The organism is Roseovarius sp. MBR-79, assembly GCF_053628555.1.
The window spans coordinates 64777-81189 of sequence record NZ_JBRJGP010000007.1 but is presented as its reverse complement, the minus strand read 5'-3'; the positions used below and the strand labels follow the sequence as shown (position 1 = coordinate 81189).

Here is a 16413-nt window from a genome sequence, read left to right as displayed (position 1 = left end):
AGTGAATGGGCTATTCGCGGCCCCGCAGCACGCGGGCGGGGCGGGTGGCGAGCGGGCCGATGGTATAGGCGAGCCCTGCAAGGAGCGTCACCGCGATGCCGCCCGCGACGATGGCCAGCGCCGAGGGCCAGATCACGGTGAAGGGTGTCTCCATCACGAAATGGCTGACGGCCCAGCCCCCGCCGATTCCGGCACCGAGCGCCACAAGCCCCGCCGCCGCGCCCAGGATGAGCGCGCGCAGCGCGAGGCCCCAGAGGATGCGGGCGCGCGTGGCCCCCAGGACCTTGAGGATCGCGGCCTCGTAGCTGCGGGCGCGTTGATCGGCGGCGGCGGCCCCGATCAGCACCAGAAACCCGGTCAGAAGCGTGACCGACGCCCCCCAGGAGGTGGCCGAGGCGAGGCTGGCCAGAAGGTCGGTCACGCGCAGGAGCGCATCGCGCACGCTGATGGCGGTCACGTTGGGGTGGCGGTCGGTCACGTCGCGCAGGATCGCCTCTTCGGCCTCGGCACTGTCGGCGTAGACGGTGGCGATGAAGGTATGCGGCGCGCCGGCCAGTGCCGAGGGGTTCATCAGCATGACGAACCCCATGCCGACGCTGGAAAAATCCACCTCGCGCAACGAGGTGATCGGCGCGGTGAAATCGCGCCCGAGGATGTTGACGGTGATCTCGTCGCCAAGCCGCAGGCCCATTTCCGCCGCTTCCTCTGCGGCAAAGCTGATCTGCGGCGGGCCGTCATAGCCCTCACCCCACCATGTGCCTTCGGTGATCTCGGTGCGGGCGGGGAGCGCGCCTGCATAGCTTACCGCGCGGTCGCCCTCGACCACCCAATGGCCGGGGGCGACCTCGCGGGCGGGGCGGTCGTTGATGCGGGTGATGAAGCCGCGCAGCATCGGCGCGTGGTCGACGCGGCTGACCGCCGGGTCGGTGGCGAGGCGGTCCAGAAACCATGGTATCTGGTCCTGTTGCAGATCGACGAAGAAGAAGGACGGTGCGCGGTCGGGCAGGTCGCCCGCGATGGCGCGGCGCAGGTTGCCGTCGATCTGTCCCACGGCGGCCAGCACCGAAAGGCCGAGGCCGAGCGAGAGCATGACCGGCGCGGCCGTGCTGCCGGGACCGCCGATGGCACCGAGCGCCCAGCCGAGCGCGGGCCGCCCGGTGAGGCGCGGCCGCCACGCGCGCGCGGCGCGGGTCACAAGGAGCGCGGCGAGGCTCAGGGCCGCGAGCGCGCCGAGGATGCCGCCCGCTGTCCAAAGGGTGAGCCGCAGATTGCCGGAAAACGCCGCCGCCGTGCCGATGAGCAGGGCAAGCAGCGCCAGCGTCACGCCGACCCATGGCCAGCCCGGCCAGCCATGGCGCGCGCCTGCGGCCTCTCGGTACAGGGCGGCGGCGCGGACCTCGCGCGCGCGGGCGAGCGGCCAGAGCGTGAAGATCAGCACCGAGAGCACCGAGTAGAGCGCGGCCTCGATCATCGGCGCGGGGTAGGGTGCAAAGACCGCAGGCACCGGCAGGCGCGCCGAGATGAGCGGCCCGAGTGCCACCGGCAGGCCCACACCGAGAAGGAGCCCGCCGAGGATGCCAAGAAGCGCAAGCAGGCCCACCTGAAGGAAATAGGTCAGAAAGATCGTGCGCTGATCCGCGCCGAGCGTGCGCAACGTGGCGATGACCTGCACCTTGGTGGCCAGATAGGCGCGCAAGGCGGCCGAGATGCCGACGCCGCCGACCGCAAGCCCCGAAAGACCCACGAGCACGAGGAAGGCCCCGAGCCGGGTGACGAACTCGGCCACGCGCGGGCTGGCGTTGCGGGCGTCGTTCCAGCGCGCGCCGGTGCCGTCAAGCGCGGCCTCGGCGCGGGCGGCGAGCGCGTCGAGATCGGCGGCAGCGGGCAGGTCGAGCCGGTAGCGCGAGGTGAAAAGCGAGCCGGGGGCCAAGAGGCCCGAACTGTCAAGCGCCGTGCGCGCCACGATCGTGCGCGGCCCGAGGCCAAAGCCCGCGCGCGAGGGGTCAGGCTCACGGGTGATCAGCGCCATCAGGCGAAAGCCTTGCTCGCCAAGGCGGAAGCTGTCACCGGGGGCGATGCCGAGGCGGTTGGCGAGCACAGGCTCCATCACCGCGCCGGGCAGGCCGCCCGCCCCCGCCAGCGCCGTGGCCAGCGGCATGTCGGGCGACAGGCCGACCGCGCCCACGAGAGGATAGGCCGCATCCACCGCCTTCACCTGGGTGAGTTCGCGCTGCCCCTCACCAGTCACCGCCATGGACCGGAAGTCGGCGATTTCCGAGACGCGGCTGGCGTTTTCCGCCATCCAGACGCGCTCGGTCTCGTTGGCGAAGCGGTAGGTGATCTCAAGCTCGGCATCGCCGCCCAAAAGTTCGGCCCCCTGGGTGGCCAGCCCCGCGCGCACGCTTTCGCGCAGCGTGCCGACGGCGGCGATGGCGGCGACGCCCAGGATCACGCAGCCCAGAAAGATGCGAAAGCCCTTGAGGCCGCCGCGCAATTCGCGCCGCGCGAGCCGTGCCGCGATGCGCAGACTCATGCCGCCGCCGCCGTCTCGAGCCGCCCGTCGCGCAGGGCGATCACCCGGTCGCAGCGCGCGGCAAGATCGGGATCATGCGTGACCAGCACGAGCGTCGCGCCGTGCCGGTCACGCAAGCCAAAGAGCAGGTCGATGATCGCCGCGCCGGTGGTGCTGTCGAGATTGCCCGTGGGTTCGTCGGCAAGGATGAGCGCGGGGCGTGGGGCGGCCGCGCGGGCAAGCGCCACGCGTTGCTGTTCACCGCCCGAAAGCTGCGAGGGGTAGTGGCCCGCGCGCGCCGCGAGACCCACGGCGTCAAGCTCTTCGAGCGCGCGTGTGCGGGCGTCAGGGCGACCGGCCAATTCCAGCGGCGTGGCCACGTTCTCGAGCGCGGTCATGGTGGGGATAAGGTGAAAGGACTGGAACACCACCCCCACATGCGCGCGCCTGAGCCGCGCCAGCGCATCCTCGTTCATGGTGCCCAGGTCCTGGCCCATGGCGCGCACCGTGCCCCCCGTGGCGCGCTCCAGCCCGCCCATCAGCATCAAGAGCGAGGATTTGCCGGAACCGGAGGGGCCGACAAGGCCCACCGTCTCACCGCTGTGGACATCGAGCGTGATCGAGTGAAGTATCTCGATGAGACCGGCATTGCCCTCGAGCGCAAGGCACGCGCCGTCGAGGGACAAAAGGGGAGAGGTCATGGGTTTGCGCCTGTTTTGCAATGGTTTTCGGACATATGGGGCCGCGCGGATGCTGGGCAAGGTGGTGGCATGTTTTCTGACCCTTGTCAGCCCCGCGCTGGCCGAAGATCCGGTGACGGTGCTGGCGCTTGGCGACAGCCTCACGCAGGGCTACGGGCTGCCGCAGGAGGATGGGTTTGTGCCACAACTGCGCGGCTGGCTTGCGGCGCGCGGCATCGCGGCGGAGGTGATCAATGGCGGCGTGTCGGGCGACACCACGGCAGGCGGGGCGGCGCGGGTCGCCTGGAGCCTGAGCGAGGAGGTTGACGCGATGATCGTGGCGCTTGGCGGCAATGACCTCTTGCGCGGGATCGACCCGGCGGAAAGCCGCCGTAATCTCGCGGCCATCCTGCAAGAGGCCGAGGCGCGGGATGTGCGGGTTCTGCTGGTCGGACTGCGGGCGCCGGGAAATTACGGGGCGGATTACAAGGCCGCGTTCGATGCGATCTATCCTGACCTGGCCGAGGCGCATGGCGCGCTTTATGCGCCGGATTTTTTCGAAGGTCTGGGCGAGGGCGATCCGGCGGAGTTGCAGGCCTATTTTCAGCCCGACCGTATCCACCCCAACGCGGAGGGCGTGGTCCGAATCGTCGAGGGGCTGGGGCCCTATGTGGCGGCGCTGATCGAGACGGCCAAATGAAACGGGCCCCGAAAGGGGCCCGCATCCGGCGTGTCGGGGCGAAGCTCAGGCGAGCGAGAGATTGCTTGCCGACTGGCGGCCATCACGACCGGCTTCGATGTCGAAGTTCACCTTCTGGTTGTCGGCGAGGCCGGTGAGGCCAGCGCGCTCGACTGCGGAGATGTGGACGAAAACGTCCTTGCCGCCGCCATCAGGTGCGATAAAGCCGAAGCCTTTGGTGGTGTTGAACCATTTTACAGTGCCAGATGCCATTGCTCTGAACTCCTCTAGATGTGCTGCCCGCGTCAGTGCGGCAGCCCGGCCCGTCAAGTTAGATCGAGTGACTGAGCCGTAGGAGGACAGAGAGTCGATAGCTTTAACGTTAGCGATGGCAATATGGGGCCACCGCGCGCAAAACGCAAGAGGGCATTGCGCGCAGCGGTGACAGGTCAGAGAACCGTGACAACGGTGCCGATGGGCACACGCTCATAGAGATCCTGCACATGCTCGTTGATCATCCGGATACAGCCGTTGGAGACCGATCGCCCGACGGATTGCGGTTCGGTCGTGCCGTGGATCCGGTAATAGGTGTCGCGCCCGTTCTGGAAGAGATAGAGCGCGCGCGAGCCGAGCGGGTTGCCGGGGCCGCCGGGCTGCACATAATCGTTGTCGATGAACTTGGAATAGGCGCGCGGGTCGCGTTCGATCATCTCGTTGGTGGGCCGCCAGGTGGGCCATTTTTTCTTGACGTCGATGGTGGCGTTGCCGGTGAATTCCAACCCCGCACGCCCGACACCGACGCCATAACGGCGGGCCACTCCGGGGGCGGTGACGAAATAGAGGAAATGCGCGCGCGGCACGACGACCAGATGACCGGGCCCGTAGGCCCCGGCAAAGCGCACATCCTGCGGCGCGAATTTGGGGTCGAGTGTGAATGCGTGGGCGCGGGCCGGGATCAGCGCGGGCGCGGCCAGTGCCGCAAGTCCGGTGGCAATCAAGGAACGGCGATCAATCATGGTGTTACCCTCCGATAGTCCTTTTCCTTATAAGGGGTGCGCGGCGCGGGTGCAAAAGTCAAAACGCCGTGAGGACGCCTGAAATGCGCGGGCTGTGGTCTTTGCGTTCAGATCGCGGCCCAATCGGTAAAGCGGAAGGGCAGCGGGCGGCGATGCCAGGGCGGGCGGGGAAAGCGCGGGTCGGTCTTGCGGCGGGACATGGTCTTGCTCCTGTTGCGGGGTCCGTTCACAGGACGTGGGGTGTGCCCGGGTCCGTGGCCAGAGCGGATGCTGTGAACGTGAGCGCGCGTGAGCGCCCGGTCACGCCATCCGCAACCGCCGTTCGCGCCGGATCACCAGAAGGATCGTCCCTACCGCCGCCAGCCCGGTGAGAAACATCAGCCACAAAAGCGGGAATGCGCCGCTGCCGGGGGTCAGCAGCAGTCCGGCCAATGCCGAGAGCGCCGCGCCGATCCCGATCATCAGCGCCCCCGAAAGGCCGCTAGCCGTGCCCGCGAGATCCGGCCGGATCGACAGCGCGCCGGCGGTCGCATTGGGAATGACCATGCCATTGCCAAGCCCCATGAAGGTCATCAGCCCGAAGAAGCTGAGCGGGGTGCCGTATCCGAGGTAAAAGAGCGTCAGGTTGAGGCCGATGCCGCCTGCGTTGAAGAGCGCCCCCCAGAGCACCATCCGGTTGACGCCGATCCGTGTGGAAAACCGCCCCGAGGCAAAATTTCCCAGAAAGTAGCCGATGGCGGGCGCACCGAAGAAGAGGCCAAGAAGGGCAGGGGGCATCCCGAAAACCTGATCACCCACGAAGGGCGCGCCGCCGAGATAGGCAAAGAACGACCCCGAACTGAGCCCCGCCGCAAGCGCATACCCCCAGAAGCGCCACGACCTGAGCAGCGCCGGGTATTCGCGGAACTGTTGCACAAGGCTGCGTCCCGAGAGCGGTGCCGTCTCCCCCAGATCGCGCCAGCACAGCCAGAAGAGCGCGCCACCCAGCACGAAGAGCGCCCAGAAATTCGCCTGCCAGCCAAACGCCTCGTCGAGCAGCCCGCCAAAGGCCGGGCCGATCATCGGCACCACCGCCATGCCCATGGTCACATAGCCGATCATCGAGGCGGCGCGGTCCTGGGGCACCATGTCGCGCACGATCGCGCGCGAAAGGACCATCGCCACCACCACGCTTGCCTGGATCATGCGAAAGCTCAGAAAGACCGTGACAGTGGGCGCGAAAATGCAACCGAGCGTGGCGACAAGAAACAGCCCCACCCCCCAGAGCACCACCGGCCGCCGCCCCCAGCGGTCCGAAATCGGACCCATCAGCAGTTGCAACCCGGCATTGACCGCCAGATAGAGCGCGACCGAAAGCTGGATGAGCCGGTATTCGGTGTCGAAATGCGCCACCATCCCCGGCAGCGAGGGCAAAAAGATGTTCATCGCCAGCGCCGAAAGCCCTGCCATCAGGATCAGCGTTGCGATATGCGGCGGTGAGGTTCGGTCGAGAAAGCGGACCGGGCGGTCGGTTGTCATGATGCATGGCTAGGCATGTGACACGGAAAAGTCCAGCGAGCCGGGTTCAATTGTCGGAACAAGATAGGGACCATTGCTCCACAACGCTTGAGCCGCGTTATCCGCATGGATGATGGTGCATCGGACTCTCGGGTGCGATCGGAAAGATTTGAGACGAATCAAGCACAGTGCGTGCTTGGCGCGCGGGTCGGGCCGGGGTATGGTGTCTGTGTTCGGGCCAGGATGGCCGGGGCCTTCCAGAGAGAACACGTGTGGTGCGTAGGGAGCACGTGGGGTGGCGGGGGGTGTCGGCGATGGCGCGGATACCCCCCGTTTCTGCTATGGCGTCAGCCCCGCCAGATCGCAGACGATCCGCCATTCCTCGGGCGTGACCGGTTGCACCGACAGGCGCGAATTCCTGACCAGAACCATCTCGGCCAGACGAGGATCGGCCTTGATCTCGTCCAGCGTCACCGGGCGTTGCGCCGCCTCCAGCGCGCGGATGTCCACACATTCCCAACGCGGATCGCCCGCCTTGCTGTCGGGATGGGCGGGGGCGATCACCTCGACCGTGCCGACCACGGCCTTTTCGCTCTGGGAATGGTAGAAAAACCCGCGATCCCCCGCCGCCATCTCGCGCATGAAGTTTCGCGCCTGATAGTTGCGCACGCCGTCCCATTCCTCGCCAGCAGCCCCCTTGGCCAACTGATCGGCCCAGGACCACGTGGCGGGCTCTGACTTGAACAGCCAGTAGCGCATCAGATGACCTTTTTCCACGCGATGAGATCGACCGACGCGAAGAGCCCCGCCCTGGCATAGGGGTCATTTGCGGCCCAGTCGCGCGCCGCGGCCATGTCGGCCACATCGAGCACGATGAGCGAGCCGGTCATGCCGCCCTCCTCATCCAGCAGGGGGCCGGCCTGAGAGACCACGCCGGTCTCCTTCAGATAGGCCAGATGCGCCTCGCGGTTGTCGAGACGGGTTTGCAGCGCGCCGGGCTTGTCGCGGGCGATCAGGGCAATCAGCATCATTCCTCCTTGAGTGGTCTGGAAAGCAGCATATCCATCGCCTGCGCCACGCGCAATTCGCCTGCGACCAGGGACGCCACCGCCGTCGTCACCGGCAGGTCGAGGCCAAGCGCGCGGGCGCGGGCAAGGGCGGCGCGCGCGGTTGCGGCCCCCTCGACGGTAATCGCGGGATCGAACGCGGCACCCCGCCCAAGGCTCTCGCCGTAGCGGTAATTGCGCGAGAGCGCCGAGGTGCAGGTGAGCGCCAGATCGCCCAAGCCCGACAGCCCCGCCAGCGTCTCGGGCCGCGCGCCAAGCGCCTGCGCCAGCCGGTTCATCTCGGCAAAGCCGCGCGTCATCAGCGCCGCGCGCGCGCTCTCCCCCAGACCTGCGCCCATGACCGCGCCGCAGGCGATGGCGATGACGTTTTTCAGCGCGCCGCCCAGTTCCGCGCCAATGGTGTCGGTGCTGCGATAGAGCCGCAGCGTCGGCGTGGTAAGGGCGCTTTGCAGCGCGCGGCCCGTCTGCGCGTCGGCGCAGGCAAGCGTCAGCGCCGTCGGCAGGCCGCGCGCGATGTCGGCGGCGAAACTCGGGCCGGTCAGGATCGCGGGCATCGCCGCAGGCACCGCGCGGGAAACAAGGGCTGTGGGGCCAAGGCCGGTTGTCAGATCCATGCCCTTGCAACAGGCCACCAGCGGGCGCGCGAGCGCCGTGCGATGCGCGGTCAGGAACCCTGCGAGGGTCTGCATCGGCATCGCCAGAAGGCAGGGGCCATCCCCCTCGGGTAGAGCGCCCGAGATGACCGTCACGCCCTCGGGCAGGGCGATGCCGGGCAGTCGCCGCGCGTTCTCCCGCGCCGCCTGCATGGTGGCCGCGTGACCCCCATCCCGCGCCCAGAGCGTCACCGGCCCGTTATGCGCCAGCGTGATCGCCAGCGCCGTGCCGAACGCCCCCGCGCCACAGATCAGCGTCATGCCTTGGCCCCCCGCTTGCCGTGGCCCAGCATCGCCGGGCTTGCCGCATCGAGCGGCCAGCGCGGGCGCGCGGCGAGGGTCATGTCGTCGCGACGGCCCGCGCGATAGAGTTCGGCCCCCGCATAGGCGATCATCGCGGCGTTATCGGTGCAGAGCGCCAGAGGCGGCGCGACAAAGCGCGCGCCCCCGGCCTCGGCCACCGCCATCAGGGCCGCGCGGATCGCGCCATTGGCCGCCACGCCGCCCGCGACCGCCAGCACCGGCGCGCCGGTTGCGGCCAGCGCACGGCGGGTCTTTTCCGCCAGCACATCGCAGACCGCGGCCTGAAATCCGGCGCAGAGGTCGGCCCGGTCCTGCCGGGTTATCCCGCCCTGCGCGCTCACCAGCGCATCGCGCGCCCGCAGCACCGCCGTTTTCAGCCCCGAGAACGACAGATCGCACCCTTCCCGGTCCAGAAGCGGGCGCGGCAGGCGAAACCGGTCCGCGTCACCGCTCTGCGCCGCGCGCTCCACTTCCGGCCCGCCCGGCTGCGGCAGGCCCAGAAGCCGCGCCACCTTGTCGAAGGCCTCGCCGGGGGCGTCGTCGATGGTGCCGCCAAGGCGGGTGAAATCCTCGGGTCCCGCGACGGTCAGAAACTGGCAATGCCCGCCCGAGACCAGCAGCATGAGATAGGGATAGGCCACGCCGTCGGTCAGGCGCGGCGTGAGCGCGTGACCGGCCAGATGGTTGACCCCGATCAGCGGCAGGCCCGCGCCCGCCGCGATGCCCTTGGCGCACATCACCCCCGCGAGCACGCCCCCGATCAGCCCCGGACCGGCGGTCACCGCCACCGCATCCACCTCTGCAAGGGCTGTGCCCGCCTGCGTCAGGGCCGCGCGCACGGCAAGGTCCACCTTCTCGGCATGGGCGCGTGCGGCGATCTCGGGCACCACCCCGCCAAAGGCCGCGTGAAGCGCGTTTTGCCCCATCACCACCGAAGACAGGATTGCGGGGCCATCCTCCCCCATGCGCAGCACGGCAGCGGCGGTATCGTCGCAACTGCTCTCGATCCCGAGGATGGTCAGTGTCTGGTGCATCATGGCCCGGCATTGCCTCATGGGTGCGAGGCAGGTAACACCTTGTGAGCCGTCCAACAACTGCCGAGCGCCGATGCCCACGCTTCTCATCACCCGGCCCGAGCCAGAGGCGAGCCGCATGGCCGAACGCCTGCGCGCGAGGTGGCCAGGGGTGGGGATGGTCGTCTCGCCATTGATGCGGATCGCGTATCGCGGAGAGTTACCCGCGATGACGGGCCGCGAGACGCTGATCTTTACCTCGCGCAACGGGGTTGAAGGCTTCTGCCGCCTGACCCCCGGTCGCAACCTGCGCGCCTATGCGGTCGGCGAGGCGACGGCAGAGACGGCGCGCGCGCGCGGGTTCGAGGCCATTGCGGCCGAGGGCGACGCGGCCTCGCTTCTGGCCCTGATCGCGCGTGAGGGCGCGCGCGGCCCGTTCCTGCATCCGCGCGGGGAACACGTCGCCGCTGATATCGCCGGGGCGTTGCGCGCGCAGGGGTCTGACGCGGCAGACGTGGTTGTCTACGCACAGGAGGCGCGGCCGCTCTCGCCCGAGGCGCGCAGCGTGCTTGACGGCGACGCACCGGTGATTCTGCCGCTGATGTCGCCGCGCAACGGGCTGTTGTTTTTTGCGGATGCCGGGACGATCCGCGCGCCGCTTCTTGTCGCGGCAATGAGCCGCAATGTGGCCGATACCGTGCCCGAGGGGGCCGCAACCCGGCTCATTGTGGCGAAAACCCCTGATATGGCCGCGCTCTGCGCCGCGCTGCACGATCTGGTGAGCCACGCCAAGCGGGTTGAGGGGAGAGGTGGCGCACAGTAAGGTCAGCTTGACAGGTTGGACGAACAAGATTCGAAAGGTTGGCGTGCCGTGGCGAGAAAAAAGACGACCCGCTCGAAAAATACCGACGCGCCCATAGCCGCCGAGGACGGCCTTACAGCCGCTTCCAGTGGGGACACGGACCTGTCTCAGGCACCAGTGACCGGTGACGCCCCGCGCGAAGACGACGCGCCACTCGCAGTTGCGTCCAGCGAGGAGCCGCCAAAGGCGGAGACGGAGGGGGTGCAGGACGGTCCTGCCCCGGACACCGAAGAGGGGACGACAGAGGAAACCGCCGCCCCCGAGACGGACACCCCCGACACGGAGACCACCGGGATGGGCGCGCCGCCTGACACGCCCACTTTGCAGCCGGAGGCGGCACCGGAGGCCGAGGCCGTCGAGACCCGCGACGAGGAGATGATCGCACAGGACACCGGGACGGCGGAAGAGACCGGGGCCGGCACGCCCGAACGCCCCGCCCCCGTGGTGCGCACCGAACAGGTGACGGTGCGGCAAGGCGGGTTCTGGTCGATGCTTCTTGGCGGGATCGCCGCCGCCGGGATCGGCGTCTTCGCCGCGCCCTATCTCCAGCCTCTTCTGCCGCCCGGTTGGGGCGTGCCGGGCGGGGCGACCGTGGATCCGGCACGGATCGACGCACAGGCCGGGCGGATCGCGGACCTTGAAAAGCAGATGTCCGGCCTTGCCATCCCGCCCGACCTGAGTGGCGAGTTGGAGGGGCTGAGCCAGACGCTGACCGGCCTGACCGGACAGATCGCCGATCTGGAGAACCGGGTCACCGATCTGGCCCAACGGCCTGCTGCGACAGCGGCCCCCTCCGGCGGTGCCTCGGATGAGGCAATCGCGGCGTTTGAAGATCGGCTTGCCGCGCAGCGCGCCGAGGATGCGTCGCAACAGGATGCCATCGAAGCCCTGCGCGCCGAGATTGCCGCCCTGCGCGGCGAGGCCGAGGCACAGGAGGCCGCCGCGCGCGACAGTGCCGTGTTTGCGCTGCGCCGTGCCGCGCTCATCCGGATCAGGACCGCGCTCGACACCGGCGAGGCATTCGCGCCCGCGCTGACCGATCTGCGTGAGACCGGTGCCGATGTTCCCGAACCGCTGACGGTCCTGGCCGAGACCGGTGCGCCGACGCGCGCGAGGCTCGTCGAGGGCTTTCCCGAAGCGGCCCGCGCCGCATTGGCCGCTGCCCGCGCCGAGGCGGGTGAGGGCGCTTCGGTCACGGGCTTCTTGCGCTCGCAACTGGGGGTGCGCTCGCTCACCCCGCGCGAGGGCGATGACGCGGATGCGGTGCTGTCGCGCGCTGAATCCGCACTGTCGCAGGGCCGGATTTCCGACGCACTGGCCGAGATAGAGGCGCTGCCGCAGGGCGCGCGCGCGGCCATGGCCGACTGGGCCGCCGAGGCCAAAAGCCGGGCCGATGCGCTCGCCGCCGCCGAGGCGCTCTCGGCAGCGATGAATTGAGGTTGAAAGGGCGTATGCCATGCTTTGGTTGATCATTAAGGTAGCCGTTTTCATCGCCCTCGTGGGGGCCGTGACGTTCGGTGCGTCTTTCCTGCTGGAACTGGAGGGCGGGGTGCGCATCGTCATGGCGGGGGTGGAGATCAACCTCACGCCGATCAAGGCGGTGATGGCGCTGACGGTCCTCATTCTGGTGATCTGGCTTCTGCTGAAGCTCGCGGGGATGCTGGTGGCGGTGCTGCGCTTCATCAACGGGGACGAGACGGCGCTTTCGCGCTATTTCGACCGCAACCGGCAGGACAAGGGCTATCGCGCGCTGGGCGAGGGGATGCTGGCGCTGGCCTCGGGTGAGGGCGCGCGCGCCATGGCCGAGGCGTCGAAAGCCGAGAAATACCTGCGCAAGCCCGCGCTCACCGATCTGATCACCGCGCAGGCGGCCGAGATGGCGGGCGACAAGACCCGCGCCGAAGCGGCGTTCAAGCGGCTGCTCACCAATCAGAAAACCCGGTTTGTCGGGGTGCGCGGCCTGCTTCGCCAAAAGCTCGAGGCGGGCGACACCGACACCGCGCTCAAGCTGGCCAAGACCGCTTTTGCGCTCAAGCCCCGGCATTCCGAGGTGCAGGATACGCTGTTGCAGCTTCAGGCCGACAAGGGCGACTGGAAAGGCGCGCGCGCCACGCTTGGCGCCAAGCTGAAATACGGCGCGCTGCCGCGCGATGTGCACAAGCGGCGCGACGCGGTGCTGGCGCTCTCGGAGGCGCGCGACGTGCTCGACGAGGGCAAGAGCATCGAGGCGCGCGAGGCGGCAATCGAGGCCAACCGCCTCTCGCCCGATCTCATCCCGGCGGCGGTGCTGGCGGCACGCAGCTACATCGAGGCGGGCAAACCGGCCAAGGCGGTGCGGGTGATCAACAAGGCCTGGCTGATGCGGCCGCATCCCGATCTGGCGGCGGCCTTTGCCGCCATCGAGCCCGACGAGACACCGCACGCGCGGCTCAAGCGGTTTGCCAAGCTGCTCAAGGTGCATCCCGACAACCGCGAGACGCGGCTTCTGGAGGCCGAACTGAACCTTGCCGCCGAGGATTTCCCCGCCGCGCGGCGCGCGCTTGGAAATCTGGCCGAGGTGGGGCCGGATGCGCGGTCGTTGACGATCATGGCCGCGATCGAGCGCGGCGAGGGATCGTCCGATGCGGTGGTCAAGGGGTGGCTGGCGCGCGCGCTTGGCGCGCCGCGCGGCCCGCAGTGGTGCTGCGACAATTGCCAGCATGTCCATGCCGCGTGGCGGCCGGTCTGCGAAAGCTGTCATTCCTTCGACACGCTGAGCTGGCGCGCCCCTGCCGACGGGGTGGTGAGCACGCCCACGGGTCTGGAAATGCTGCCGCTTCTGATCGGGCCGGTCGATGAGCCGGAGGACGACGAGACCGAGGCGGGCGAGGACATCCCCGACGCGGAGGTGATCGAGGGTGCCCCCGTGACCGGCGAGGACACGGACGAGGCGCGCACCGAAGCGGCGGCGCGTCCGTGACCGGGCGCGTTCGGGTGATCCGGGCTGGATGGGCCTGACGCTGCGGACGCTGGCGCTGATGGCGGCGCTTGGCGTCGCCTTGGGCGTGTTTCTTGTCTCACTCGGCTTCTTTCGATCGGAGGAAGAGGCCAAGGCGGCGGGCCGGGTGTCGCTTTACCGCAGCATGGTTGTTTCCGAGGTCGAACGGTTCTCGCATCTCAGCTATGTTCTGGCCCGTGACACACGGGTGATCGAGACGGCGACGGGCGGGCCGGCGGCGGCGCTCGATGCGCGGCTGGCCGCCTTTGCCGCGCGTGCAGGCCTCGACGCGATTTATCTCATGCGGCCTGACGGCCTGACCATCGCCGCCTCCAACGTGGGCACGCCCGAGAGCTTTGTCGGGCAGGATTACGGCTTTCGGCCCTATTTTCAGGCGGCAATCGCGGGCGCTCAGGGCCGTTTCTACGGCATCGGCGCGACGACCGGATTGCCGGGCTATTTCATTGCCGATCCGGTGCGCGCGCCCGATGGCGGGCTTCTGGGGGTGATCGCGATCAAGCTTGATCTCACCGGGCTGGAAGAGACGTGGCGCGCGGCGGGCGAACAGGTGTTGCTGGCCAATCGGGATGGTGTCGTGATGCTGTCGTCAGAGCCGCGCTGGCGCTATCGCAGTCTGCGCGCGCTTGGCCCCGAACAGCGCGCCCGCATCGCGCAGGACCGGCAGTTTCCGGGCCAGCCGCTTGCGGCGCTCGACTGGCAGCCGCGCGACGGCGCGCGCGCGGTGATAGACGGGACCGAGCGTATCCATCTCACTGCCCCGATCGCGCCGCATGGCTGGGTGCTCCACTATTTCGCCGATGACAGCGCGGCACTGACCCGAAGTCTGCTCTCGACCGGTCTGGTCATGATCCTGACCGGTGCCGGGTTTCTCGTGGCACAGATCCGCCGGACGCGGCGCATGGGCGCGGCGCTGCGCCGCTCCGAGGCCGAAGAGGCGCAACTGCGCGAGGCCAACGAGCGGCTGGCGGTCGAGATCGAGGAGCGCCGCACCGCCGAGCGCCGGCTTGCGCGCACACAGGATGAGCTGGAGCGGGCGAGCCGACTGGCCGCCCTCGGGCAATTGGCGGCGTCGGTCACGCATGAATTGGGACAGCCCATCGCGGCGATGCGCAACCACCTGACGGCGGCCGAGATCGGCGGGCAACCGGCGGCGCGGATCATCCCCAGGATCACCGGCATCGTCGACCGGATGGAGGCGATCACGCGGCAATTGAAGTTCTTTGCCCGCAATGACCGGGACGAGTTCGGGGCGGTCGATCTGCGCACGGCGGTGCAGGCGGCCTTGGCGCTGGTCGAGCCGAATATCGCGCGGGTCGGGGCCGAGGTCGTGCTCGACGTGCCCGATACGGAAGTTTTGGTGCGCGGCAATCAGTTGCGGCTGGAACAGGTGCTGACCAATGTGCTGCGCAATGCCGTCGACGCGGTGGAGGATCGGGCCGCGCGGCGGATCGACATCACGCTGGGGCAACGCGATGGCACGGGCTGGATCGAGGTGCGCGACACCGGGCACGGTCTGGGGCAGGCGCGCCTTGACGAGTTGCAGGAGCCGTTTGTGACGACGCGCGAGAGCGGGCGCGGCATGGGGCTGGGTCTTGCGATTTCCGCCAATATCGTCAAGGCACATCACGGCAGGTTGAGCGCCCATAACCTTGCCGAAGGCGGTGCCGTGTTCAGGATCGAGATCCCGCAAGAGGGGATGGATGAGGATCTGAGCGCGGCATGAGCATCCCCCACCCCCCTCGCATCCTGATCGTCGAGGATGACCGCGCGATGCGCCTGTCGCTGATCGACCTGCTGGAGGCGTCGGGCTGGTGCGTCGAGGCGCTGCCGCGCGCGGATCGGCTGGCCGGACGGCTGGAGGCGTTTCAGCCGGACGTGATCCTGTCGGATGTGCGGATGCCCGGCATGTCGGGGCTGGAGTTGCTGGACACTCTCGACCGGGACCTCTCGCCGCCGCTGGTGCTGATTTCCGCACATGGCGACATTGCCATGGCGGTGGATGCGATGCAGCGCGGGGCCTACAGCTTTGTCGAGAAACCCTATGAGCCGCGCCGCTTGCTGAATATTCTGCATCATGCCGCCGATCAGCACGCGATGCGGCGCACGACCGAGCGGTTGAAATCGCGGCTGATGCAGCTTTCGGGGCTGGACCGGGTGCTGTTGGGCCAGACCCCCGAGACCGTTGCCCTGCGCGCCGAGGTGCTCGACCTGTCGCAGAGCGGGGCGGCGGTGATGGTGCAGGGCGAGACCGGCACCGGCAAGGAGGTTGTGGCGCGGGCGCTGCACGATCTGGGGGCGGATGCTGCGGGGCCGTTTGTCGCGCTCAATTGCGCCGCGCTTGCGCCCGAGGGGTTCGAGGCCGAGATGTTCGGCACCGAGGGCGGGGCGCGGGGGCGCCTTGCGGGGGCGGATGGCGGCACGCTCTTTCTTGACGAAATCTGCTCCTGCCCGATGCCGGTGCAAGCCAAGCTGTTGCGGGTGATCGAGGACAAGCAGGTGCTGCCCATCGGGGCCGAGGCACCGGTGCCGCTGCGCTTTCGGGTGATTTCGGCGACCAACGAGGAGCCCGCGCAGGCGGTGCGCGAGGGGCGGTTGCGGGCCGATCTGCTCTACCGGCTCAATACCACGGTGATCGCTCTGCCGACGCTCCGGCAGCGCCGCGATGACGTGATGCTTCTCGTGGCGCGGTTTCTGGACGAGTTCGCGCGCGTCTACGAGACCCGCGCGCCGGACCTCGCGCCCGAGGACAGCGCCGCGCTTCTGTCGCATGGCTGGCCCGGCAATGTGCGCGAATTGCGCAGCGTCTGCGAACGCCGCGTGCTGAGCGCGCGGCGCGGGGGCGGGTCGATGGTGCAGGCGCTGCGCCGCGATGCGCTGGCCGATGATGTGCCCGACACGCTGCGCGCCGCCGTGGCGGCCTTCGAGCGCGACCTCATCGCCAAGGCGATCACCGCGCATGAGGGCCGGATGGAGGCCGTGGCCGAGGCGCTGGGCATCGGGCGGCGCACGCTCAACGAGAAGATCGTCAAGCTGGGGCTGGACAAGGGGGCGCTGCTGTAGTCACCTTGCGGATATCCGCAGGGCGTTTGCCGGGGGGTGTGCGGTTTTCTTCCTAGTCAGGATGGCCGACATG

At 68.9% G+C, this 16413-nt stretch carries 15 protein-coding genes; 6 read left to right on the top strand and 9 right to left on the bottom strand.

The window, feature by feature from the left end; translation table 11 throughout:
- Positions 1-10: 10 nt before the first annotated feature.
- Both ACSSV8_RS08985 and ACSSV8_RS08980 read right to left on the bottom strand, forming a co-directional pair.
- The gene (locus ACSSV8_RS08985; RefSeq protein ID WP_454282207.1) at positions 11-2533 is read right to left on the bottom strand and encodes an ABC transporter permease; all 2523 of its coding nucleotides are present in this window, start codon (positions 2531-2533) and stop codon (positions 11-13) included.
- Positions 2530-3213, bottom strand: coding sequence for an ABC transporter ATP-binding protein (locus ACSSV8_RS08980; RefSeq protein ID WP_354537899.1), 684 nt, complete (start codon positions 3211-3213; stop codon positions 2530-2532). Before ACSSV8_RS08980 ends, ACSSV8_RS08985 begins: the two co-directional genes overlap by 4 nt.
- On the opposite strand from ACSSV8_RS08980, the gene ACSSV8_RS08975 reads away from it, so the two are divergent.
- Entirely contained in the window at positions 3212-3892 is a 681-nt protein-coding gene (locus ACSSV8_RS08975) for an arylesterase (protein ID WP_454282206.1), read from the top strand. The two genes, ACSSV8_RS08980 and ACSSV8_RS08975, sit on opposite strands and share 2 nt — an antisense overlap.
- 45 nt (positions 3893-3937) lie before the next feature.
- Here ACSSV8_RS08975 and ACSSV8_RS08970 read toward each other — a convergent pair whose 3' ends face one another.
- The 7 genes from ACSSV8_RS08970 to tsaD all read right to left on the bottom strand — a co-directional run bounded on the left by ACSSV8_RS08970 (position 3938) and on the right by tsaD (position 9441).
- Positions 3938-4144 carry a cold-shock protein gene (locus ACSSV8_RS08970; RefSeq protein WP_210879028.1) on the bottom strand — a complete coding sequence of 69 codons (207 nt, stop codon included), beginning with the start codon at positions 4142-4144 and terminating at the stop codon, positions 3938-3940.
- Between the two features lie 176 nt (positions 4145-4320).
- Complete coding sequence (locus tag ACSSV8_RS08965; RefSeq protein WP_454282205.1) at positions 4321-4887, bottom strand: L,D-transpeptidase; 567 nt, start codon at positions 4885-4887, stop codon at positions 4321-4323.
- Positions 4888-5187: 300 nt separating this feature from the next.
- Entirely contained in the window at positions 5188-6405 is a 1218-nt protein-coding gene (locus tag ACSSV8_RS08960) for a multidrug effflux MFS transporter (RefSeq protein ID WP_454282204.1), read from the bottom strand.
- A gap of 318 nt (positions 6406-6723) precedes the next feature.
- On the bottom strand, positions 6724-7143 hold the full coding sequence (locus ACSSV8_RS08955; RefSeq protein ID WP_454282203.1) for an EVE domain-containing protein: 420 nt from the start codon (positions 7141-7143) through the stop codon (positions 6724-6726).
- Positions 7143-7412: a YciI family protein gene (locus tag ACSSV8_RS08950; RefSeq protein ID WP_454282202.1), complete on the bottom strand. Its 270-nt coding sequence runs from the start codon at positions 7410-7412 to the stop codon at positions 7143-7145. The genes ACSSV8_RS08955 and ACSSV8_RS08950 overlap by 1 nt, the downstream gene beginning before the upstream one ends.
- The gene (locus ACSSV8_RS08945; protein ID WP_354537893.1) at positions 7412-8365 is read right to left on the bottom strand and encodes an NAD(P)H-dependent glycerol-3-phosphate dehydrogenase; all 954 of its coding nucleotides are present in this window, start codon (positions 8363-8365) and stop codon (positions 7412-7414) included. The genes ACSSV8_RS08950 and ACSSV8_RS08945 overlap by 1 nt, the downstream gene beginning before the upstream one ends.
- Positions 8362-9441 carry a tRNA (adenosine(37)-N6)-threonylcarbamoyltransferase complex transferase subunit TsaD gene (tsaD, locus tag ACSSV8_RS08940; protein ID WP_454282281.1) on the bottom strand — a complete coding sequence of 360 codons (1080 nt, stop codon included), beginning with the start codon at positions 9439-9441 and terminating at the stop codon, positions 8362-8364. Before tsaD ends, ACSSV8_RS08945 begins: the two co-directional genes overlap by 4 nt.
- 73 nt (positions 9442-9514) lie before the next feature.
- On the opposite strand from tsaD, the gene ACSSV8_RS08935 reads away from it, so the two are divergent.
- From ACSSV8_RS08935 to ACSSV8_RS08915, 5 genes are read left to right on the top strand one after another with little or no spacing between them, the layout of a single operon-like run.
- The gene (locus ACSSV8_RS08935) at positions 9515-10243 is read left to right on the top strand and encodes a uroporphyrinogen-III synthase (protein ID WP_454282201.1); all 729 of its coding nucleotides are present in this window, start codon (positions 9515-9517) and stop codon (positions 10241-10243) included.
- Between the two features lie 48 nt (positions 10244-10291).
- Positions 10292-11719 carry a COG4223 family protein gene (locus ACSSV8_RS08930; protein ID WP_454282200.1) on the top strand — a complete coding sequence of 476 codons (1428 nt, stop codon included), beginning with the start codon at positions 10292-10294 and terminating at the stop codon, positions 11717-11719.
- 19 nt (positions 11720-11738) lie between these two features.
- Complete coding sequence (locus ACSSV8_RS08925) at positions 11739-13241, top strand: heme biosynthesis HemY N-terminal domain-containing protein (RefSeq protein WP_454282199.1); 1503 nt, start codon at positions 11739-11741, stop codon at positions 13239-13241.
- A gap of 28 nt (positions 13242-13269) precedes the next feature.
- Entirely contained in the window at positions 13270-15003 is a 1734-nt protein-coding gene (locus ACSSV8_RS08920; protein WP_454282198.1) for a sensor histidine kinase, read from the top strand.
- Complete coding sequence (locus ACSSV8_RS08915) at positions 15000-16340, top strand: sigma-54-dependent transcriptional regulator (protein ID WP_454282197.1); 1341 nt, start codon at positions 15000-15002, stop codon at positions 16338-16340. The genes ACSSV8_RS08920 and ACSSV8_RS08915 overlap by 4 nt, the downstream gene beginning before the upstream one ends.
- The last annotated feature ends 73 nt before the right edge of the window (positions 16341-16413 follow it).

Excerpts from the sequence above, each read along its gene's own strand:
- ACSSV8_RS08935 (WP_454282201.1), top strand. The coding sequence starts at position 9,515 with ATGCCCACGCTTCTCATCACCCGGCCCGAGCCAGAGGCGAGCCGCATG.
- ACSSV8_RS08980 (WP_354537899.1), bottom strand. The coding sequence starts at position 3,213 with ATGACCTCTCCCCTTTTGTCCCTCGACGGCGCGTGCCTTGCGCTCGAG.
- ACSSV8_RS08960 (WP_454282204.1), bottom strand. The coding sequence starts at position 6,405 with ATGACAACCGACCGCCCGGTCCGCTTTCTCGACCGAACCTCACCGCCG.
- ACSSV8_RS08925 (WP_454282199.1), top strand. The coding sequence starts at position 11,739 with ATGCTTTGGTTGATCATTAAGGTAGCCGTTTTCATCGCCCTCGTGGGG.
- ACSSV8_RS08950 (WP_454282202.1), bottom strand. The coding sequence starts at position 7,412 with ATGCTGATTGCCCTGATCGCCCGCGACAAGCCCGGCGCGCTGCAAACC.
- ACSSV8_RS08975 (WP_454282206.1), top strand. The coding sequence starts at position 3,212 with ATGGGTTTGCGCCTGTTTTGCAATGGTTTTCGGACATATGGGGCCGCG.
- ACSSV8_RS08915 (WP_454282197.1), top strand. The coding sequence starts at position 15,000 with ATGAGCATCCCCCACCCCCCTCGCATCCTGATCGTCGAGGATGACCGC.
- ACSSV8_RS08945 (WP_354537893.1), bottom strand. The coding sequence starts at position 8,365 with ATGACGCTGATCTGTGGCGCGGGGGCGTTCGGCACGGCGCTGGCGATC.
- ACSSV8_RS08965 (WP_454282205.1), bottom strand. The coding sequence starts at position 4,887 with ATGATTGATCGCCGTTCCTTGATTGCCACCGGACTTGCGGCACTGGCC.
- ACSSV8_RS08920 (WP_454282198.1), top strand. The coding sequence starts at position 13,270 with ATGGGCCTGACGCTGCGGACGCTGGCGCTGATGGCGGCGCTTGGCGTC.
- ACSSV8_RS08970 (WP_210879028.1), bottom strand. The coding sequence starts at position 4,144 with ATGGCATCTGGCACTGTAAAATGGTTCAACACCACCAAAGGCTTCGGC.
- tsaD (WP_454282281.1), bottom strand. The coding sequence starts at position 9,441 with ATGCACCAGACACTGACCATCCTCGGGATCGAGAGCAGTTGCGACGAT.
- ACSSV8_RS08955 (WP_454282203.1), bottom strand. The coding sequence starts at position 7,143 with ATGCGCTACTGGCTGTTCAAGTCAGAGCCCGCCACGTGGTCCTGGGCC.
- ACSSV8_RS08985 (WP_454282207.1), bottom strand. The coding sequence starts at position 2,533 with ATGAGTCTGCGCATCGCGGCACGGCTCGCGCGGCGCGAATTGCGCGGC.